Origin of the sequence: Thorsellia anophelis DSM 18579 (assembly GCF_900111395.1) — a bacterium.
Taxonomy (GTDB): Bacteria; Pseudomonadota; Gammaproteobacteria; order Enterobacterales; family Thorselliaceae; genus Thorsellia; species Thorsellia anophelis.
The window spans coordinates 36,953-57,675 of sequence record NZ_FOHV01000011.1; the positions used below are offsets into that span (position 1 = coordinate 36,953).

A 20,723-nucleotide genomic window follows, 5' to 3' on the forward strand; every position below is an offset into this window, starting at 1 on the left:
TAGGGATAAAAGACAAAAAACACTTTAACTTTTTTTTAACTTGTCCATAATAGTCTAGCAGTTTTACGCAAGGATTAAAGTATGTCATTAGCTTGGTCCACTGCAAAATTGAGTTGATGCTGGTAATAACAACTTAATGAGCGAAATAAAACAAACTAATCGATATAGGTGATACTTTAAAAACTGTATACGGCTTCATCAGAAGCATATTTTAATCATTTTTTTGGGGGTTACAGGTCATGCTGCAATCATTCCGTTTTGTTCTCAAAACTACATCGTTAACACGTTCTTTTTCACGTTTGAATACTCAAACGCTTCTATCTAATTCTTATCATACCTTAGATGGCTTTAATATACTTAATAAAGTCAATAAATCAAAGTCTCTAAAGTGCATTAGAATTAAACACCGTTTTTCAACTTCAATTATATCAGTCGCTCTATTAGCTGCTTTGGGAATATCTCATTCTGCTTTTGCTGAAGATGCCAACAAAGAACAAAGAGTGCTGAATATTTATAATTGGTCTGATTACATTGCACCAAATACCATCTCTGATTTTGAAGCTAAAACAGGTATTAAAGTGGTTTATGATGTATTCGACTCTAATGAATTATTAGAAAGTAAACTAATGGCAGGAAATACTGGTTTTGACCTGGTTGTGCCAACCTCTAATTTTCTAGCCAAACAAATCGAAATAGGTGTGTATCAACCTATAGACAAATCAAAGTTAATACAATATGAAAATTTAGACCCTAAAATGCTGGAATTGCTTGCTAAAGATGACCCGGATAATACCTATTCATTTCCCTATATGTGGGCAACGTCTGGCTTAGGTTTTAATAAAGCAAAAATGACTGAAATTTTTGGGGACAAATTACCTACTGATAGCTGGGCATTAATCTTTGATGAAGAAAATGCCAAGAAGCTCCAATCCTGTGGTATTACGTGGCTAAATGACCCTACCGAAATGTTTTCAGTTGCCCTAAACTATTTAGGTTTAGACCCAAATAGTACAAACCCAGATGATTATAAAAAGGCATCAGAACTCCTTGCGAAAGTCAGACCATATGTGCGTTATTTACATTCATCAAGTTATATCAGTGATCTAGCCAATGGGGATGTTTGTGTCTCTGTTGGATATGGTGGCGATATTTATCAATCGGCTGCGAGAGCACAAGAAGCGAATAATGGTGTATCAATTGGATACTCAGTACCCAAAGAGGGTACAGTTGCATCTTTTGATGTATTTGCAATTCCTAAAGATGCAAAAAACATTGATGAGGCTTATGAGTTCTTAAATTACTTGCTTGAACCGAAAGTAATTGCCGATATTAGTAATTATGTTTTCTATGCTAATGCAAATCTTAAAGCAACTGAGTTTATGGATACCGCTTTAACTGAAGACAAAAATATTTACCCGCCTGATGAAGTTAAAGCGAAAATATTTTCACTAACAGTTAAAGACCCTAAAGTCGAGCGTGCCATCACTCGCGCTTGGACTGATGTATTAACCACTAAATAAATACTAAAAGAGTATTATCAGTACAACAAAATGAGTGCCAGTAGTTTTTGTAACTGCTGGCACTTTACTTAAAAAATCTTTCTAATAATAAATTGAATCACATTTTAGTCTTAAAATTTTAAGGAGCTTTTAGAAAATGACTTTCAAAACCCAATTTAAATTTGTCCTCATTGCGTCTTTGTTTTCCACGAGTTTCATATCCACATCAATGTTTGCAAACGAACAACGCGTTTTGAATATTTATAATTGGTCTGATTTTATCGCACCTAATACAATAGCTGATTTTGAAAAACAAAGTGGCATAAAAGTCACTTATGATAGATTTGATTCAAATGAGGTACTTGAAAGCAAGCTAATGGCAGGCAATACAGGTTTTGATCTTGTGATACCAAGCTCTAATTTTCTTGCAAGACAACTCGAAATGGGCATCTATCAACCCTTAGACAAATCACAAATTCCCAATTGGGATAATTTTGATCCACAATTATTATCATTAGTCAGCCAACATGATCCAGACAACAAGTATGCTTTTCCATACCTTTGGTCAACAACCGGTATAGGCTATAATGTAGAGCAAGTCAAAACTGTTCTTGGAGAAGATGCACCATTAAATAGCTGGGATATGGTTTTTAATATTGATAATGCTAAAAAATTAAGTGAATGTGGAATGGTATGGGTGAATGACCCAACTGAAATCATCGCTTCAGCGCTCCACTACCTTGGTCATGACCCTAATACAACAGATATTAAAGCTTATGAAGAAGCGAAAAACTTATTAATTTCACTACGTCCTTATGTACGTTATATTCATTCATCTACTTTCATTAATGACCTTGCAAATGGCGATATTTGTGCGGTTATAGGCTGGGGAGGAGATGTTTTACAGGCAGGTAGACGAGCAAAAGAAGCAAATAATAATGTTGAAATAAACTACTTTGTTCCTAAGGAAGGTGCCGTTGCTTTTTTTGACGTATTTGCGATCCCTAAAGATGCTAAAAATGTCAAAGAAGCGCACGAGTTTTTGAATTATATTGCAGATCCTGAGGTAATTGCCAATATTGCAAATTTTGTGTATTACGCAAATCCAAACCTTAATGCTACTCCTTATTTGTCTGATTCACTTAAAACTCATCAAGGCATTAATCTATCTGATGAAGTCAGAGCAAACTTATTTACTCTTAATGTTCAACCACCAAAAGTAGAACGCGCCATTACACGAATGTGGACTGAAATCGTCACGTCGAAATAAGATTGATATCATCTGTAAAGCTAGTTTTTTTTATTATGCATTATGCTATTTCTAGGATAATGCATAATAAATAGAATATTCTAGCTGAGCACGACCATATATAAACTTTTAGTTAAAATTTAATTTGAATAAACTTATAGCAAGTAGAAAGAGCCATGACTAGGCTCCGATAATAAACAAGTCTGAACCTGCCAAAAAAGTTTTCATATTTCCACGTACACGTGCAATCATTTTTAGGATATTTTTAAGGCCTCTCATAGAAACCCATTGGAGGTTTAATTTCAAGCATAACCATGCCAATATTACATTCAAGTGCTTAAGTATTATTGCTACAAACTTAGCTGCCATAGTGACAAAAAAATGTAATGAAATAGAAAGTACTTGTTAAATACTCACCAATAGCAGCGAGCTTTACTTTTTATACAAAACCACCATTTATTCTAAGGATAGCCTTACTAAGATGCATTTATGAGCCTTGTATTATTTATTAAAATAGGGCTAAAGCTAGCTGACAGATTATCATCCATTAAATCTGATTTTTCTATAGTTTAGTGAGCAAAATACAGTCAATCCTTGTCAAGGAATTTATTTCATTTTATTTTGCTCTCTTTAGTTGCATTTTTTAAGTTTACCTAAAACCAATGAGATAGTTATCCCCAATCCAACTTTATTTAGAGTACATAACTTTTAAAACTTGGCAAACTCCTGACTGCCTGAGAATGTCACTTGATAAACCCAACAGGTTAATTATAAGAAATTGATTTTAAATTAATTAAAACAAAACCAAAAGTAAAGCTCACTAATTAGACAACAAAAACAATCTATCGCTGATTACTAATATTACTAGCTTTGCAATAGTTACTAAAGATTCCTCCACAGAGTTATCCACAGATTTTGTGTATAATAATCAATTGAAGAAAATTCAATAGTTTTCTTATAAGCTGAAAACAAAAAGCATAATTTCAAAATTAAAATCATGTCCGTTATTTTTAAAAATCCCTCTAATTGCCGATTTTAAACTCGATTGGTTAATTAAGCATCTTTTAACAAAAAGCTTAACACAACAAACGTTAAGCAAGATATCAAAGCGTCATTCACAGAGTTACCCACAGTGTATGTGCATAACTCAATCCTACCCGCAAATGCTTGTTATCTTCATTTTTCACATAAAATATTACATCACTTTGCAATTGCAAAATTTTAATACCACTGCATGTAAAAAAGATTTATATCAGCGTCTTAACCTTTCTTGCTTTTGTTCATGGCATCTCCATGAGCATTAATGAAGCCTAAACTTAGCAGACATGATAATAATACTCGAGCAATACCAATACATCACGCCCTATATTCCTGCCCCTAAGGACGGAGTTTTATGGCAAAATGGATAAAAGACAGTTATTGATACTGGCGAATTCAAAACATCTTCAAATACATTAATATCTTGCTGTATAAGAAGATAAATGAATATACAAAGGCATTAATTAGCCAAAATCTATTAATCCTTGATAGGTCTTGTTTTATGATAGTTATACAAAAAAATGAACAAGGTTATACACAGTTTATGTGAATAACTATCATTGATTAAAAAGTATTAATTAAGTTCATCAGTGAGGTGATTTATAAAATGGCAAATTGATTAAATTCTTTTAATCGAGCAGGCTCAATTAGTACTTTATCTACTCTAGCAAACTGTGGGCCAATATTTTTGATCCAATCAAATAAACTCTGGATATTTTGTTCCTCACCCGTTACACAAACTTCAACTGAGCCATCTTCTAAATTCATAGCATACCCTACTAAATTTAATGATATTGCATGAGTTTTGGTTTGATATCTAAATCCCACACCTTGAACCTTTCCAGTTACAAAAGCACGTTGTGTCACCTTCATGATGCCTCCACGGTTAAAAAAAAAGGCATGGGATAACCCATACCTTTATTTAATTAGCTATGTAAAAAATTACTTGTATTTACGCATAACCAATGTTGCATTTGTTCCACCAAATCCAAAACTATTAGACATGACGGTATTTAATTCACGCTCAGTATATTCAGTAATGATATTATAAGGTTTAGCTAATTCATCCATTTCTTCAATGTTAATGCTCGGCGCTATGAAATTGTTTTCTAGCATTAAAATACTATAGATTGCCTCTTGTGCACCTGTACCACCGAGTGAATGACCTGTCATTGATTTTGTTGATGAAACTGGTGGCATTTTATCGCCAAAGACAGTTTTAATGGCATCTAATTCAATGATATCACCCACAGGTGTTGATGTACCGTGTGTATTCAAGTAATCAATTGGGGTATCAACATTTTGCATAGCAAGCTGCATTGAACGAACTGCGCCCTCACCTGAAGGTGATACCATTTCTGCACCATCTGATGTTGCACCATAACCAACGATTTCAGCATATATTTTTGCACCGCGAGCCAGAGCATGTTCTAGCTCTTCGATAATAAGAATCGCACTACCCGCTGCAATCACAAAACCATCTCTATTCGTATCATACGCTCTTGAGGCTACGGAAGGATTGTCATTATATTTAGTAGACATGGCTCCCATACCATCAAATTCACAGGCCATTTCCCAGCATAACTCTTCAGCGCCACCTGCAATAACAATATCTTGCTTACCAAATTGAATTAGCTCTACTGCATTTCCAATACAATGGGCAGATGTCGTACAAGCAGAAGAAATTGAATAATTTACACCTTTAATTTTAAATGGAGTAGCAAGGCAAGCGGATACACCAGAAGACATCGCCTTAGTCACAGCATATGGGCCTACGCCTTTTACGCCTCTTTTTCTCATACCCTCAGCCGCTTCTACAATACTGCGAGCAGAACCACCACCTGAACCCACTACAAGACCTGTGCGTTCATTTGAGACCATTTCAGGGGGAAGACCTGCATCTTTAATCGCTTCTTCCATTGCAATGTAAGCATATACAGCAGCATCACTCATAAAACGTCTAACTTTTCTGTCAATAAGACCAGTTGTATCAAGTTTAATATTACCCCAAACTTGGCTACGCATTCCAATTTCTTTAAATTCTTCAGAAAATGTGATACCAGATTTACCTGCCTTAAGGGATTGAAGGACTTCTTGGCAATTATTACCAATGCTTGATAAAATTCCTAATCCTGTTACTACTGCTCTTTTCATCGAGTTAACTCCAACATGATGTATTGACATTAAAATAATTTATGAATTTACTGCACTGCATTTGATAGCTTACACGTGTAAGCTCAATGCCTACTTTAGCGCACAGTTGTACGCTGAACAAGTTAAATTTTATATTTTTTTGAAAAAAAATATAACTTAAAAATCAAGTTATTGATTTAAATTTAAAAATCGAACCTACTCTTAAGCATCTATTTTTTTACTTTTTATATGATGTATCACTAAACTGAAGGTGAATAAAAAAGCAGAAGCAACAACAACAGATGGCCCTGCAGGTGTATCTTTAATGGCTGATAGTATCAATCCTAAAGTCACAGAAAGCACACTAAAACCAATCGCCATCAATGCCATTTGCTCAGGTGATTTAGAAAAAAGACGAGAAGTCGATGCGGGAATAATTAATAACGAAGTAATTAATAAGGCGCCAACAAATTTCATGGCCAAACCAATAACCAAAGCGGTAAGCAATATAAGTAATAATTTTGCCTGGCCTATCTTATAACCTTCTACATGAGCGATGTCACTATCAACTGTCATAGCAATTAAAGTGCGCCATTGCCAAAAAAGTAATGTACAGCCAAGCACGACCCCTATAGATACAATGATAAGGTCATCCCAAGTTACAGCCAATAAATCACCAAAAAGATAATTCATTAAATCAACCCTAACACCAGGCATAATACTCACAATCACAAGACCTAGAGATAAAGCACTATGAGCAAAAATACCAAGTAAGGTATCTATGGATAAGAAAGGACTTTTTTGTAGCTTATATAATAAAATTGCAATAATTAACGTTGTTGCTAACACTGCATAAAACGCATTTATTTGTAAAAATAACCCAAGAGCAACCCCCAATAAAGATGCATGGGCTAGTGTGTCACCAAAATAAGCCATTTTTCTCCAAACAACAAAAGAACCTAGTGGGCCGGTTAAAAATGACAGTAAGCAGCCTGCTATCCAAGCTGGTAGTATAATTTCAAACATAATTAGTTGATTTCATATTAGTGATTATGAGGCAGTGTATCATGGTGATGAATGTGTCCATCAAGTTCATGACAATGATCATGAGAATGTTTATAGATCGCTAAGTGATCAACAGACTGAATACCAAACATTGATAAATATTCAGGATGAGCAGAAACGACCTCAGGCGTACCATGACAACAAATATGCTGATTTAAGCACAAAACATAGTCTGTTTGTGCCATCACTAAATGTAAATCATGTGATACGAGCAATATCGCGCAATTAAGTTCAATCCTTAAGACTTTAAGAAGAGAATACAATTCAGCTTGTCCAGTTACATCAACCCCTTGCATTGGTTCATCTAAAACAAGTAGATCAGGTGAATTTAATAATGCCCTGACTAATAAAACACGTTGCATTTCGCCGCCAGATAATTTATGCAAATCTTGTTCAGCTAAATAACTAATTCCTATTTTAGTCAAGAGCAAATTAATTTTCTCAGAAGAGGCGCCTGGAGATAACTTTAAAAAACCTTTTACTTTTATCGGTAATGATTTATTTGGATTTATTTTTTGTGGCACAAAACCAATACGAACTTTACCATTGAATTTTATTTTACCAGAGGACGGTTGTAATAGACCAAGCACAAGTTTGACTAATGTTGATTTACCAGCCCCATTAGGCCCAAGTAAAGTCAATATTTTTTTTCTCTCAAGCGATAATGAAATGTTTTTTAAAATTAATTTATCATTAGTTTGATAAGAGACTTTATCAAGAACCAGCAAGCTTTCCATTTATGCATCCTGTATAAGAAATATGCTGTAAGCGAATTTTACTCACTCTTACAGCTTATAATTCCCTATTCTAAGCAAGATAGATAACTATCTGCAAGGGATTTTAAGTATTCTTGATAAGAATTTTTTGAAAGCTGTATATTGGCACCCACAGGATCAAGCTCTCCGATTTTAACGCCAGTACCTTGCACCACTGCATTCACTACCGCTGGTGTAAATTGAGGCTCCTTAAATATACATACTACCCCATCTTTTTTAATCGTCTCTTTAATTTTAGCTAGTTGCTGAACGCCTGGGGTAATAGTAGGATTAATTGTAAACTCACCAACACGATTAAGATTAAATCTTGATTCGAAGTAGCCATAAGCATCATGAAAAACAAAATAAGGTTTTTGACTGACAGAGGATAATTTATCTGCTAATTCAACTTCAGTTTTATCTAAGTCAGTTAAAAACTGAGCTAAATTATCATTTACAATATTTGATTGATTTGGATGAAGTTCAGTGAGTCTTTGAGCAATTGCTTTTGCGGCAATACGACTAATTTCAGGTGACATCCATATGTGTAAATCCCTATCATGGTTATGACCTGCATGCTCATTTACATCATGCTTTTCATGTTCATGTTCATGTTCATGTTCAACAATAGTGTTTTCGCTTAGAGCTACTTTGTCATCAATGATTGTTTTAATTTCTGGAATTTCACTTAAATTTAACTGTTTAGTCGATTCAATATTGGAAATAGGCTTAGCCATAAAAACTTCCAAGTCTTCTCCGACCCAAATGATTAATTCAGCTTCTTTTAAGGCTTTAGCATCACTAGGACGCATCGTATAATCGTGTGGTGATGCTGTTACTGGTGCTAAAATTGAATGTTCGGTTACATTCTGAGTTAATGCTTCTGTAATGAATCCGATAGGATGAATAGAGGAAATAACTTCACTAGACGCTAAATGTGATGCAAATAATGTCCCACAGAAGATTACACTTTTAGATAAGTGTTTCGCCTTGATTTTAAATTTTGTTTTGTACACTTTAGATACCCTCATTAAAATTGCCCAATTAAGTACATAAAAATGTTATGTTATAACATTTCATAAAACATCACAATAGGTATTTAAACTTACCTGAATATCTAATTTAAGTGTGATAATACAGAAAATACGTTATTTGAAGATTAATACTTTCGATAAAACAGACCTAAAATAAATCGTACTTATGAGCTATTTATCCCTACTCCATATGATTTTTGAACCAAATACAGGACTATTTCTGGTATGCTTAATTTTTTCAAATCTCAATGTCCATAATGGTTGAGTGATTTTTTTTGCAATTTCAAAACGATTTTGATAAAGGCTTAAAGCTTGATTATAATTAGCATCCTGTTCAAGCAACCTTACAACGTTTGCTTGAAACTGAATTCCTTGAATTTCACTGATAACCAATGTCTGCACTGCAATCGTTCCAGCAACATTTGGGAACATACTGATATTGACTGAATGGAGTGAATGATCTGCACTCATAAAATATAAATCTGGCATCTGCGTTATTTCCATACTAGGAACGTAAAAACAGTTAGCGCACCATAGACCTTTACCTAGACCTAGCTCTGTATGTGAATCGTCTCGTAAAGATTGGGTGCATATAGTCATGACATGGTTATTGTTGATAAAATCAATAATTATTCTATCTGTAATGTGATCTTTATTTTCTGACATCATGAAATCCTGATTTTTAATATGAAGTGATTTTAATTATTACATCATCATTTTATTTTTTAAGCAAAAATGTATTAGCACAATCTAGGCCTCTGATGTAATATCACAATATTGTAGTCAATTAAAATTTTATAGGAAATATTATGTTTGATGAATCAGAAGCAACAGGCCGTAAAGGCAAAATCAAAGTTATGTATGTTAAGAGTGAAGGTGAGCAAACAAATTCGCATAGAAAAAAAGAAGACAAGCGCTCTGGCTTTTCAGATAAAGTAAAATCAACTTCTTCTAATTCTAAGGGAAAGCAAACCAAAAATTTTTCTAGCCACGAACAAAATAAACCCACTACTGTTTATAAAAAAAACAAAAAACGTCCACAGCTAAGCGAGCAATCTCAAGCTTGGCTGAATTCATTTAGCGATAATAATGATAATGAACGCGAAAGTCACTATTCGCCTGACACTAATGAACAAGAATATGCTATTAGTTCTGAACAATTACGGCAACAACGCAAAGAAGAAATTAAAGTTTATGGTGAAAATGCATGCCAAGCTTTATTTAAGCACAGGCCAGATGCAATTGTAAAAGCATGGTTTATTGAATCAATTACGCCTAGATTTAGAAACACTTTGAGTTATTTAGCCTCTATTAAAAAAGGATATAATGTTGTCACAAAAGAAGAACTTACAAAAATTAGTGGTACAGAACACCATGGCGGTGTCTGTTTTGCAGTCAAAAAACGTACACGACTTAACTTAACAGATTATTTAAATGAGGCCGGGAAAACTGATTGTATCCTAGCCTTAGAAGGCGTAGCTAACCCACATAATATTGGCGCAATTGTAAGATCTGCAGCTCATTATGGCGTTAAGGCCATTATTCACCAAGACCCAAATGTACTCGATTCTGGTGCAGCAGTTAGAACAGCTGAAGGTGGTGCTGAGTACATCCAGCCAATTGATGTAGAAGATTTTTTTGATGCACTAGCGATTTTACAACGTGCTGGATATACTCTTATCAGTACTTCTAGTCATCAAGGAAAACCATTATCTAAAACGAAGCTTCCGGCTAAATCAGTTATACTGATTGGGCAAGAAAACGATGGACTAACAGACAGCACTTGGGAAAAGGGAAATCTTAGAATATCGATTGATGGAACAGGTAATGTAGAAAGTCTTAACGTTTCAGTTGCAACAGCAATTATTCTATCTAATTGGTGGCAACATAATAAAAATTAAATTCACTAAATATTACAATCTGTCAAAAAGAGTAAAAAAATTCCATTCTTCAGAGTTTCACTGTATGATAGAGATGTAAGAGAAAGTAGTTTTCATAATCAGCAAATTGCGTTGATTACAGATTTATAAATTAACATAAGGAGTTTAAAATGGACATAGGTTCAGTTAATTCAATCGTTTCTACAGCTACTGAATTAAGCCAAATTTCAGTTCAATCTGAAGTGGGTACCGCTGTTATGCGTAAAACATTAGATGTGAATGAAAGTCAAGCTGCATCTTTAATTGCAATGATTGACAAATCACCTTCACTTGCAACAAGTGGCAGCGTTGGTACTAGAATTAACACAACAGCTTAATTCTCACTTAAAGCGCAAACTAATTGATTAGATTGCGCTTTAAAATATTAACCACCAGCTAATTTGACTTTAAATCCTTTAGTTTCTAAAAAAGACTTTATTAACTCTCGCTTATCGCCTTGAATTTCAATATCATTATCTTTTACAGCACCACCACAACCTAATTTTTTCTTTAATTCAGCTGCTAGTTTATTTAATTCTTCCCCTATTAAACCTGTTCCAGTGATAATACACACACCCTTGCCTTTTCTTCCACTAGTCTGTTTTAATATCCTAACAAAACCATCTCCTTTGGGAATAGCTTTAATTACAGGTTCTTCCTTAATTCTACCTTGTTCAGTAGAGTAAACTAGTCGGCTATTTTGATCATTGGCCATATACACTCCTTAATTCTCTTTTAGCTTGTATTTTTTAAATTCATCAGAATATGGCTTAAACATTATCAATGCTCGTAAAAAGTTACTGCTATAACAACGTTATTAAGCAATCATTTTGGTAAAGGTAATATCGAAAACCTTCTTTAAATTAAGCTAGGATCAATAAAATATTAAGCTGTTTTGTTTAACAATAATTTCATAAATATGCATTAAGTTAACGGCGAATTTCACGGGTTGAATCCGTCGATAGTAAAACTAGCAAAGCTGCCTCACCACCCCACTCCTTATTTGCTTGATGAAATGCAAGTACATCAGGATGCTGTGCTAGCCAATAAGGAATATTTTGCTTTAAAATATTTTTACCATGTCCATGCATAATGCAAGCGCATAGTACATTTTCGCGTTTGCATGCTTCAATTAGCGCACTAATTTCCCTTTTAGCTTGAATTTGAGTTAATCCATGAACATCTAAAAATAATTCAGGAACGTAATCTCCACGTCTAAGTTTTTTAAGCTCAAAACTTTCCACATTAGGCTGAATAAAGCGCATAGGCCCTTCAGTAGGCAGATTAGGTTGATACATATCAGAAAATTGGAAATAATGCTCATCTTTTATTTTGGAATCAATCTCATCAAACTTTTTAAGTTTTTGCATTTTTTTTAGGGAAGTTGCATGCACTACAACATCTTGTTTTATTTTCTTTGCGCCTTTAACTGCATTTTTAAAAAGATCGCAGTCTTCTTGGTATCCCTCTTGGTTTTTATTCATTCCACCACCTAATTGCTAGCCATTCAATACCATGCAGTATACTCGTTAGCGGCGCCTAAATACGCGAATTACTACAATTGAATTGAATAAAATTATTTAATTAAAACTTAATTACCTTACTTTTCGTTTTTTATCGAATTATCTGCAGCATTTTGATTCAGTTCAATTAATTTTTCATTTGATTCCAGATCTTGGTTGTTTACATCAGAACCTTTTATATCACGTTGAATCTCATCAGAAACAGAGTTTTCAGTCTCCTTTTCAATCATAGTGGCATTTTTAAACAGGTAGATGGATTGACCTATAAAAAATAATATCAGCAGTACAGGCATACCAAACATTTTAAAATTGAACCAAAAATCAAATTCGAAAGACCAACCGACATATAAATTCAAGCCACTACAAATTACCAAAAAAAGAATCATCCCGATATTAATATTACGCCAGACATGTGCTGGAGCTGTTAATTCATCCTTAAGCGCTACTTGCATTGCACTTTTTTTAGTCACGAAAGTAGTAATGATCAATCCTGTTGCTATAAGCATATAGATAATAGAAACTTTCCAAATCAAAAATTGTTCATCTTGAAATTTAATTGTTAATAATCCGAATACAATTAATAGCCCATTACTAAGAAGCATCATTTTATCGACTTGCTTATAGACTAAATAATAGCCAACTACTGATACGATAGACAATCCTATCAGTACTTTCGTTGCTAAAAAAATATCATAATACTTATAGATAACGAAAAAAATGACTAATGGTAAAAATTTAAATAACGATTTCATTTACTATATCTCTTCTAATAAGTAAGTGCGATTCCCTAGTATTAGCATTAGGTTACGCATTAGGTAATTACAAATAATTAAATTCTAAACTTTTAATTTATAACCACTGAAAATGTACAATCTTGTTAGTATATCAAAATCTAGATTACTCTGACTAATGTTCTTACGAAAACTTAATCATAGGTAAGAATACAGCCTAATCTATAACCGATAAACACAACTTAGAATATCTTTTGAAATCTTTTAACTTAATCCACACCACAAGAAAGCATTATCGAAATAGCATCTTTATAGGTATGTACAGGACTCTCTACTGTTGCAGTCTAACATCGGTTGTTATACCATGCTATTAAATTAAATAAACCCACATGGTTAATACGGATTAATTTAAACTCAATGGGTTATAGTGCATACTAATAAAAAGTAACGTTCAAACAGAATAAATTTCAATCTCTCCAAGTGATTAACTCGAACAATATTTTATAAGCCAATTAAGAAAGCGATGAGTAATATTATGGAGTGTATTAAAATATGGTTTACGGGTTTTTAGATGATTTAGCACGGTTTTTGTGATTTTAAAATGGAATGATTATGGCAATACTGAATAAGCAATACCTTTTTCACCTTATGCCTGGATTGGCAAATCTGCTTAAATACCAACGTGGTTGGTTTAGTTATGACCTTAGGGCTGGGCTCTCGGTTGCTGCGGTCGCATTACCCGTTGCTATTGCCTACGCTGAGCTAACGGGGGTTAGCCCCATTGTCGGGCTATACGCGTGTATATTACCGATGATAGCTTACGCTATTTTTGGCTCATCAAGGCAGCTTATTATTGGGCCAGATGCTGCAACTTGTGCAATCATTGCTGCGGTTGTTGCACCTTTAGCGAAAGGTAACCCGCATATTTATCTGCAGCTAGTGATTATGATGACCATCATGACGGGGATCTGGTGTTTAATTGCCAGCAAACTCCATTTAGGGGCATTAGCCGATCTTCTATCCAGGCCAATTTTGACAGGACTATTAAATGGTGTTGCAATTACTATCATAACTGGGCAATTAAGCAAAGTAGTTGGATATGAAAGCTCTGCAAACCAACTCATAGAAAGAATCATTGAATTGCCTAGTGATATCTTAACAACCCATTGGCCAACACTCGCTACATCTATAGTCACGTTGCTACTGCTACTTTTATTTAAACGATTGACACCTAAGCTCCCTGCCACTTTGATTGTGATGATTATTATGACAACACTTGCTGCATTTTTTGCAGAGAGAGTCGGTATTGAAGTCACTGGCAGATTTACTGATAAAGTAGAAGACATTGATATTAAAAATTTTCAACCTGGGTTATTACGTGATCTATTGGTTCCTTCGCTCAATCTTGCTTTAGTAAGTTTCGTAAGTTTAATGTTAACAGCAAGAAGTTTTGCAAGTAAAAACCGCTATGAAATTGATGCGAATGCTGAATTTAGAGCATTAGGGATTGCTAATATTGTATCAGGTTTATCTCAAGGATTTGCAGTAAGTGGCGCTAGCTCTAGAACTGCAGTTAATGATAGTATAGGTGGAAAAACTCAGTTGGTTTCAATTATAGCGGCCCTATGTATTGCGTTTGTTCTTTTCTTTTTAACATCACCACTTCAATACATCCCCATCCCATCACTTGGAGTCGTCTTAATTTTTGCTACATGGTCGTTAATTGATTTTAAATCAATCCGTAAACTCAGACGTCGAAACAAGGAAGCATTCATGCTTGCTGTTTTTACTGTTGTTATGGTTTTGCTTGTTGGCGTTATTGCCGGTATTGGTCTTGCTGTATTAGTGGGGCTAATGCAATTTTTAAGAATTATTTTCCGTCCAACAGAAAGTTTACTTGGTGCAGATGCTGACGGCCGTATCCATACATTAAGCAGAAGTGGTGTTGTAGAACCAATAAAAGATACAATTATCTATCGATTCAATTCTCCTTTAACTTATTTTAATGTTGCCTATTTTAAACGTCGAATTTTGCATTTAGTAGAAAATGAAAACACTGAAAACCAAGATTCTGTTAAATGGGTTGTAGTTGATGCGGTCTCAGCATTAACTCATCCAGATGTAAGTGTAATAGCAAGTCTAAAGGAATTGAAACAAGAACTTGCTGATGAAAACATCAGTATCTTACTTGCTGGCAGAAAAACTGAACTCACTAAATGGTTAAGAATAGAAGAGAAAAAAAATAGTGACTGGTTACTTTTTCCTGATCTTTATTTAGCTGTAAGATATATTCAAAGTATTGAACAAAGTACGGAAAATGAAATTAATCGTAAAGATGAAGGTGAAGTAAATGAACCTAGTACACTTGATCGTGCGATTGAAAATAGTAATGTCAATTTGCAACTTGACCAAGATGATGAAATCACACATCCTTCTATTAATGAAGATTCAAATAATATCCCAAAAGAGGTATAAATGAAATTTATAGGTGCACATGTTAGTGCTGCAGGCGGGGTACAAAACGCGATTGAGAGAGCATTTCAAATTGGGGCAAATGCACTTGCTCTTTTTACAAAAAACCAAAGACAGTGGCATGCTCCTAATCTATCACAACAAACTATTGATGAATTTACAAAAGCCTGTTTAAAATTCAATATTGATAAGCGATTTATCTTGCCGCATGATAGTTATTTAATTAATTTAGGCCATCCTGATTCTGATGCTTTAGCGAAATCAAGAGATGCTTTTATTGATGAAATGCAAAGAGCAGAACAATTAGGTCTGTCATTGCTAAATTTTCATCCAGGCAGCCATTTAAATAAAATTACACCTGATGAATCGTTAAAAAAAATATCGGATTCAATCAATATCGCTCTTGAAGCAACACAATCTGTAACCGCTGTAATTGAGAACACCGCAGGTCAAGGAACAAACCTTGGTTATCAATTTGAACATCTCGCTCAAATAATTGATGGTGTCGAAGATAAAAGTCGTGTTGGTGTTTGCATTGATACTTGTCACGCATTTGCTGGTGGCTATGATCTTAGAACAATCTCTGATTGCGAAAAAACTTTTTCCGCATTTGATAAAATTGTCGGTTTTGAATATTTAAAAGGTATGCATCTGAATGATGCAAAAAGTGAATTTGCAAGCAGAGTTGATAGACATCATAGCCTAGGTCAAGGTAACATCGGGGAAGTTCCTTTTATTTATATCATGAAAGATAAACGATTTGACAACATTCCTTTAATTTTAGAAACCATCGACCCGGATATTTGGAAAGAAGAAATCTTATGGCTAAGATCACATATCCCAGCCTAAACTTTGAACTCTCAGCGCGATGATAACGATCGTACTGAGCCATAATTAAGCCATTAACTCTAAATGCCAGAGCTATGATGGCAAGTTTTAAATTATCTTTCCGCGAAGCATTGCATTAACAAGTACTAATTTATAACGACATATGCATAAAATTAACTTTACTAGTTCTTAGGCGAAAATAATTATCTTTAAAAGAACGATTGATTCTAAAAAAACATAATCGTTATTCAAATTACTTAAAAATTAGAGTTACAATATATTGAAGTTATTTCAAATTGCAGGAGCAGATATTACTACGCTTGCCATTCAGTAGGCGTCAAGTAATGCTAAAACCTGCATCTTGATTTCCATTGAGTATAGTATAAGAAGTGAGCTGTTCAGAGTGTTAACACTAGGGCATTTTAGCCCCCTCTTTTAGCTATGTTAAACAAACTTATATGGTAATCGCATTAATGTAAACATTAATTTCGTTCGTTCATTAATATATTGTTTCCTAATTTGACTATTTATCATACCGAATAGGGGGTATTAAAAAGTATACTTCATTCAAGTTGTGCTCACTTACCCAATTTTCTTAGACTCTAAATCGACTCATATTGAAAGTTAAAATAGGAATATATTCCCACTTTAAGTGCATTAATGGTATTATAGCCCCTATATATTTAAATTTGCTATTTTTAAATAAATTAGGAAAAGGATATGACAAAACGTAATCTTCACTCTGTTTTATTTCCCAAACAAAGGCAGATATTGGCACAATTTGGAGAAGACTTATTATTAGCAACAAAACGACGCAAATTGACCAAGAAACTGATTGCACAAAGAACTGGATTTGATGTCAAAACCATAAATAAAGTTTTTGCAGGTGACCCTGGCGTAGCTATTGGGACATATTTAAAGGTTATGTCTATTCTAGGTATGGATGCAAATTTTCAAGAACTTGCAGCTAAAGATGAGGTTGGCATAAAACTACAAAATATTATGTTGTTGGGTGAAAAATAATGAGCTCACAAATTATTGAAGTTTATGCCGATTGGATAGTTAACAGCCCACCTATTTTAATAGGTGAACTGAAATATAGCCACTCAAACCGAGGTGGAATATTTAGCTTCAGATATGATAGCGAATTTCTGAAATCGCCTCATTGCTTACAAATAGACCCAATGTTAGATTTATATGCGGGCGATTTGTACAATGACTCAACAGATAGAAACTTTCGTGTATTTTTAGATTCATGCCCAGATAGATGGGGAAGAATACTTATGCAACGAAGGGCTGCCATCGAATATAAATCTGGTAGAAGGCAGACAAGTATACTCACAGAGCTAGATTATTTATTAGGTGTGCACGATTCTTACCGGATGGGAGGTATCCGCTTTAAATTAAAACAAGGGGATAGTTTTCTTGATAATAGCACAGATTTTTCTGCACCTCCAATCGCATCATTGCGCGAACTTGAGTATGCAGCTTTACAACTTGAAGCTGATAGTAATATTGATCGACCCGAATATTATCAATGGTTAAGTATGTTAATTTCTCCAGGGTCTTCACTAGGAGGCGCTAGACCAAAGGCATGTGTGAGGGATACGGATAATCATTTATGGATTGCAAAATTTCCAAATTTAAATGATACCGTTGATATGGGAGCTTGGGAGATGCTCGCTTACCAATTAGCAATTATGGCAAAAATTGAAATGTACCCATCCAGATTGCAAAAATTATCATCTATACATCATACATTTTTAACCAAGCGATTTGATAGAATAGGCAGTAACCGCATTCATTTTTCATCTGCAATGACACAACTCAAATATTATGACGGGAATCATTCACATAAAGCAAGTTATTTGGAAATAGCAGAATTCCTTACGCGTTATGGAACAAGAACATCAGAGGATTTATCACAACTTTGGCGAAGGGTAGTCTTTAATATCGCTATTTCAAATACGGATGATCATTTACGTAATCATGGTTTTTTACTTAATAACAAGGGATGGAAACTTTCACCTGCATTTGATTTGAATCCATCAATAGAAAAGCAAGGATTGCATCTCAATGTTACGGACAACGATAATTCATTAGATTACGACTTAGCATTTGATACAATTGATTTTTATCATTTAAGTCTAGCTGAAGCTAATAAAATATATGATGAGGTTTTAGAATCAGTCAAAAATTGGCAGAAGATAGCAAATCAAATAGGAATTAGCCGAGCTGAACAATTAATTAAACAGGAGGCGTTCCGAATTTAAACAATAGGAATATATTCCTATTATTTGAATTAAAATGGTATTAATATCCCTATTTTAAGCTTGTGACTGTAAAATATATATGTAGGATACATACTAAAACACCTTTTATATTATATTTCCAGATGAAACTTCAACGTTTTAAAGTTTTAATCTGACGCCATCTATTAATCTGATTCTTGCAGCGAATTTTTGTGTTCAGTCACTAATTTAACCCACCAATCGGGAATTTAACATTAAAACACGACTTTTTCTTTGGTCAGAGTATCACCATCAGTATTTAAAGATACTCACTCTACAACATCCAAATGATTGCCTGTATTTAGTTGCACACAATATTTTAATTAACTAACCCTACCATTGAGCTTTAAAATCCATTAAGTGAATTTGTAAATTTATGTGACGTTTTTTTCGATATCACCCTGCATTTTCGTACAAAAAGAAGCAAGCGGTAGCAAGAAAATATCACTGTTCTCGGTCATAGTTTTGTTTGCACCATGTATTAAAATTTTGTTTATCAAAATTAATGCAGTTATTATTTTTCTTTATAAACATATAGGTATTTTCAGCATCATTTAAAAAATAATAGTAATTAGCATTGTCTTCACCATATATCCAATATCCTCCAGAGCCTTCATCTATAACAGTAGGTTCAAAAAATAATATGTTGCTACGTTCAGGAATAAAATTCCCATCAATTATTAAAAGCAAACAAATAATCTGCATCACCTGATAAAAAATAAAAATGAGGGCAGCATAGATTAAATACTTTATATATTTACTTTTCATAAAAATATAATTCCGTTAGATGTCAATACAGTTGTCACAAAATTTCATGCATTATGCTTTTATTTTTTCATTATACAAATGTAAAATCTTCCCATTCATAGGGGGATATATAAGAGAGATTAAGATTAAACAGGCCTGATCTAGTTCTAAATGTATATATTCACATACTAAGTCTTCCCGCAAAGTACGATTGCTGTCAAACAAATTTTCTGTTTTTTGACCTAAATTTTCATTTTCTACATCTGTTTTTTGTCAATTTTTGTTAGATTAAGGATAACTGAATCAACTAACTTCTAATTGCGTTCTTTCTGTCTTTCAAATGATCAGCAAGGTTTATTTTCTCCATTTGATATACTTGTTTTCTACAACACTGAAATACCGCTGTATCTTCCATCCTATAACACTAGGCAAGTGAGACATATCTTATGCTTTTATGTCTATTTTCTTCATTTTGCCAACCAATAAAGTCTTCGAATATTAGCTGACTACTCAAAGCCCATTTCCTTGTTGATACTATGCAAGGAATGTGATGATATAATATCTTGTATGTTCTGATTCTAACTAAACTTATAGTCTTAATTAAATTAATTATAAGTTTACTAGAGTTTTACGATAGTGTTATTATTTCAATTGCAAGAATTAATTTAATGCAAAACTGCCTATTTATTCATTGAAATTAACATGCATAATTTTGATTTTAAAAGATTCTTCTTTAACTAAATATTCCTCAAAATTATCTTTTTTATATTTCAAACTACCATCAAACTGCTCGTACTTTTCAAATCTATTTAATAAGAAAAAATCATCTATTTGCTTTAATGTTTCTTCGTTTTTTGTAAAAGTAATTTTTGTGAATTCATCTAAAGAAGTACCATCTTGATATTTAGCTGAAATTTCGACATTTTTATAACTTACATGATTAACTAAGTCAATAACTTCTCCTGGTACATTAATGTAATAACACAAACTGCATTGATTATAATTTACCCACTCCCCTGTAAAAAATTTTATTACACAAAAAAAAGTGCTTATCGCGAACGAAACGGATACTAAGACAATTAAAAATATTAACTTACGCATTAATTTCTACTACCCCTAGGACTGAAAAAATATTTAAGGTTAAGTTGAAGTGATGTAATGGACTCATCCCCTCTAACTCAACATTGTGGCAAAATATATACTCTATTAATAATTTCAGGTGAATACCTGAAAAAATACAGATGCATTGGTATTGATATGGCTAAAAATATTATACAAGTATGCGCTATAGTTCATAATGAAAAACGTTTTCTTAATAAAGACTTAAGTCGTGCAGAGGTCATTAAATTTTTTAATGGATGTGAACCTTACTTAATTGGATAGCGACTTATATTTTAATATTCTATCCTCATCTTAATACCTATCTCTACTATACCCCA

19 protein-coding genes are annotated in these 20,723 nt (G+C 33.5%); 8 read left to right on the plus strand and 11 right to left on the minus strand.

Annotation, left to right across the window (positions count from 1 at the left end; translation table 11 throughout):
• Positions 1 to 239 precede the first annotated feature (239 nt).
• Complete coding sequence (locus BMW37_RS08210) at positions 240 to 1,520, plus strand: extracellular solute-binding protein (protein WP_093319548.1); 1,281 nt, start codon at positions 240 to 242, stop codon at positions 1,518 to 1,520.
• Between the two features lie 136 nt (positions 1,521 to 1,656).
• Positions 1,657 to 2,769, plus strand: coding sequence for an extracellular solute-binding protein (locus BMW37_RS08215; protein ID WP_093319551.1), 1,113 nt, complete (start codon positions 1,657 to 1,659; stop codon positions 2,767 to 2,769).
• 1,617 nt (positions 2,770 to 4,386) lie between these two features.
• On the opposite strand, the gene yccX is transcribed toward BMW37_RS08215, so the two are convergent.
• The 6 genes from yccX to BMW37_RS08245 all read right to left on the minus strand — a co-directional run bounded on the left by yccX (position 4,387) and on the right by BMW37_RS08245 (position 9,439).
• Positions 4,387 to 4,659, minus strand: a complete 273-nt coding sequence (gene yccX, locus BMW37_RS08220; RefSeq protein WP_093319553.1) for an acylphosphatase — start codon at positions 4,657 to 4,659, stop codon at positions 4,387 to 4,389.
• Positions 4,660 to 4,728: 69 nt separating this feature from the next.
• On the minus strand, positions 4,729 to 5,940 hold the full coding sequence (gene fabB, locus BMW37_RS08225; protein WP_093319556.1) for a beta-ketoacyl-ACP synthase I: 1,212 nt from the start codon (positions 5,938 to 5,940) through the stop codon (positions 4,729 to 4,731).
• Between the two features lie 201 nt (positions 5,941 to 6,141).
• The gene (gene znuB / locus BMW37_RS08230) at positions 6,142 to 6,945 is read right to left on the minus strand and encodes a zinc ABC transporter permease subunit ZnuB (RefSeq protein WP_093319559.1); all 804 of its coding nucleotides are present in this window, start codon (positions 6,943 to 6,945) and stop codon (positions 6,142 to 6,144) included.
• A 17-nt stretch (positions 6,946 to 6,962) separates the two neighbouring features.
• Positions 6,963 to 7,721 carry a zinc ABC transporter ATP-binding protein ZnuC gene (gene znuC, locus BMW37_RS08235; RefSeq protein WP_093319561.1) on the minus strand — a complete coding sequence of 253 codons (759 nt, stop codon included), beginning with the start codon at positions 7,719 to 7,721 and terminating at the stop codon, positions 6,963 to 6,965.
• Between the two features lie 65 nt (positions 7,722 to 7,786).
• Positions 7,787 to 8,755 (minus strand): zinc ABC transporter substrate-binding protein ZnuA, encoded by a 969-nt coding sequence (znuA, locus tag BMW37_RS08240; protein ID WP_177168621.1) that lies wholly within the window; start codon positions 8,753 to 8,755, stop codon positions 7,787 to 7,789.
• Positions 8,756 to 8,944: 189 nt separating this feature from the next.
• Complete coding sequence (locus tag BMW37_RS08245; RefSeq protein ID WP_093319566.1) at positions 8,945 to 9,439, minus strand: PNPOx family protein; 495 nt, start codon at positions 9,437 to 9,439, stop codon at positions 8,945 to 8,947.
• Positions 9,440 to 9,582: 143 nt separating this feature from the next.
• Here BMW37_RS08245 and BMW37_RS08250 point away from each other — a divergent pair, with 143 nt between their 5' ends.
• Positions 9,583 to 10,674, plus strand: a complete 1,092-nt coding sequence (locus tag BMW37_RS08250) for a tRNA/rRNA methyltransferase (protein ID WP_093319569.1) — start codon at positions 9,583 to 9,585, stop codon at positions 10,672 to 10,674.
• A gap of 149 nt (positions 10,675 to 10,823) precedes the next feature.
• Positions 10,824 to 11,030: a YjfB family protein gene (locus BMW37_RS08255; protein ID WP_093319571.1), complete on the plus strand. Its 207-nt coding sequence runs from the start codon at positions 10,824 to 10,826 to the stop codon at positions 11,028 to 11,030.
• Between the two features lie 47 nt (positions 11,031 to 11,077).
• On the opposite strand, the gene yciH is transcribed toward BMW37_RS08255, so the two are convergent.
• The 3 genes from yciH to BMW37_RS08270 form a co-directional block, all read right to left on the minus strand.
• Positions 11,078 to 11,407 carry a stress response translation initiation inhibitor YciH gene (gene yciH / locus BMW37_RS08260; RefSeq protein WP_093319573.1) on the minus strand — a complete coding sequence of 110 codons (330 nt, stop codon included), beginning with the start codon at positions 11,405 to 11,407 and terminating at the stop codon, positions 11,078 to 11,080.
• A gap of 214 nt (positions 11,408 to 11,621) precedes the next feature.
• Positions 11,622 to 12,176: an endonuclease SmrB gene (gene smrB, locus BMW37_RS08265; RefSeq protein WP_093319575.1), complete on the minus strand. Its 555-nt coding sequence runs from the start codon at positions 12,174 to 12,176 to the stop codon at positions 11,622 to 11,624.
• Between the two features lie 116 nt (positions 12,177 to 12,292).
• A complete protein-coding gene (locus tag BMW37_RS08270) occupies positions 12,293 to 12,967 on the minus strand; it encodes an inner membrane-spanning protein YciB (RefSeq protein WP_093319578.1) in 675 nt (224 codons plus the stop codon).
• Between the two features lie 591 nt (positions 12,968 to 13,558).
• Between BMW37_RS08270 and BMW37_RS08275 the strand changes: the two genes are divergently transcribed.
• From BMW37_RS08275 to BMW37_RS08290, 4 genes are all read left to right on the plus strand, one after another.
• Positions 13,559 to 15,421, plus strand: a complete 1,863-nt coding sequence (locus BMW37_RS08275) for a SulP family inorganic anion transporter (RefSeq protein ID WP_245711046.1) — start codon at positions 13,559 to 13,561, stop codon at positions 15,419 to 15,421.
• The gene (gene nfo / locus BMW37_RS08280) at positions 15,422 to 16,267 is read left to right on the plus strand and encodes a deoxyribonuclease IV (RefSeq protein ID WP_093319580.1); all 846 of its coding nucleotides are present in this window, start codon (positions 15,422 to 15,424) and stop codon (positions 16,265 to 16,267) included. It abuts the gene before it with no gap.
• 699 nt (positions 16,268 to 16,966) lie between these two features.
• A complete protein-coding gene (locus BMW37_RS08285; protein ID WP_093319582.1) occupies positions 16,967 to 17,269 on the plus strand; it encodes a transcriptional regulator in 303 nt (100 codons plus the stop codon).
• Positions 17,269 to 18,519 carry a type II toxin-antitoxin system HipA family toxin gene (locus BMW37_RS08290; RefSeq protein ID WP_093319585.1) on the plus strand — a complete coding sequence of 417 codons (1,251 nt, stop codon included), beginning with the start codon at positions 17,269 to 17,271 and terminating at the stop codon, positions 18,517 to 18,519. Before BMW37_RS08285 ends, BMW37_RS08290 begins: the two co-directional genes overlap by 1 nt.
• A gap of 462 nt (positions 18,520 to 18,981) precedes the next feature.
• On the opposite strand, the gene BMW37_RS08295 is transcribed toward BMW37_RS08290, so the two are convergent.
• Both BMW37_RS08295 and BMW37_RS08300 read right to left on the minus strand, forming a co-directional pair.
• Entirely contained in the window at positions 18,982 to 19,305 is a 324-nt protein-coding gene (locus BMW37_RS08295) for a hypothetical protein (RefSeq protein WP_093319588.1), read from the minus strand.
• Positions 19,306 to 19,968: 663 nt separating this feature from the next.
• Positions 19,969 to 20,385, minus strand: a complete 417-nt coding sequence (locus tag BMW37_RS08300; protein ID WP_093319591.1) for a hypothetical protein — start codon at positions 20,383 to 20,385, stop codon at positions 19,969 to 19,971.
• Positions 20,386 to 20,723 lie beyond the last annotated feature (338 nt).

Coding starts and splice junctions, on each gene's coding strand:
- BMW37_RS08210 (WP_093319548.1), top strand. CDS start 240: ATGCTGCAATCATTCCGTTTTGTTCTCAAAACTACATCGTTAACACGT.
- BMW37_RS08215 (WP_093319551.1), top strand. CDS start 1,657: ATGACTTTCAAAACCCAATTTAAATTTGTCCTCATTGCGTCTTTGTTT.
- yccX (WP_093319553.1), bottom strand. CDS start 4,659: ATGAAGGTGACACAACGTGCTTTTGTAACTGGAAAGGTTCAAGGTGTG.
- fabB (WP_093319556.1), bottom strand. CDS start 5,940: ATGAAAAGAGCAGTAGTAACAGGATTAGGAATTTTATCAAGCATTGGT.
- znuB (WP_093319559.1), bottom strand. CDS start 6,945: ATGTTTGAAATTATACTACCAGCTTGGATAGCAGGCTGCTTACTGTCA.
- znuC (WP_093319561.1), bottom strand. CDS start 7,721: ATGGAAAGCTTGCTGGTTCTTGATAAAGTCTCTTATCAAACTAATGAT.
- BMW37_RS08245 (WP_093319566.1), bottom strand. CDS start 9,439: ATGTCAGAAAATAAAGATCACATTACAGATAGAATAATTATTGATTTT.
- BMW37_RS08250 (WP_093319569.1), top strand. CDS start 9,583: ATGTTTGATGAATCAGAAGCAACAGGCCGTAAAGGCAAAATCAAAGTT.
- BMW37_RS08255 (WP_093319571.1), top strand. CDS start 10,824: ATGGACATAGGTTCAGTTAATTCAATCGTTTCTACAGCTACTGAATTA.
- yciH (WP_093319573.1), bottom strand. CDS start 11,407: ATGGCCAATGATCAAAATAGCCGACTAGTTTACTCTACTGAACAAGGT.
- smrB (WP_093319575.1), bottom strand. CDS start 12,176: ATGAATAAAAACCAAGAGGGATACCAAGAAGACTGCGATCTTTTTAAA.
- BMW37_RS08270 (WP_093319578.1), bottom strand. CDS start 12,967: ATGAAATCGTTATTTAAATTTTTACCATTAGTCATTTTTTTCGTTATC.
- BMW37_RS08275 (WP_245711046.1), top strand. CDS start 13,559: ATGGCAATACTGAATAAGCAATACCTTTTTCACCTTATGCCTGGATTG.
- nfo (WP_093319580.1), top strand. CDS start 15,422: ATGAAATTTATAGGTGCACATGTTAGTGCTGCAGGCGGGGTACAAAAC.
- BMW37_RS08285 (WP_093319582.1), top strand. CDS start 16,967: ATGACAAAACGTAATCTTCACTCTGTTTTATTTCCCAAACAAAGGCAG.
- BMW37_RS08290 (WP_093319585.1), top strand. CDS start 17,269: ATGAGCTCACAAATTATTGAAGTTTATGCCGATTGGATAGTTAACAGC.
- BMW37_RS08295 (WP_093319588.1), bottom strand. CDS start 19,305: ATGAAAAGTAAATATATAAAGTATTTAATCTATGCTGCCCTCATTTTT.
- BMW37_RS08300 (WP_093319591.1), bottom strand. CDS start 20,385: ATGCGTAAGTTAATATTTTTAATTGTCTTAGTATCCGTTTCGTTCGCG.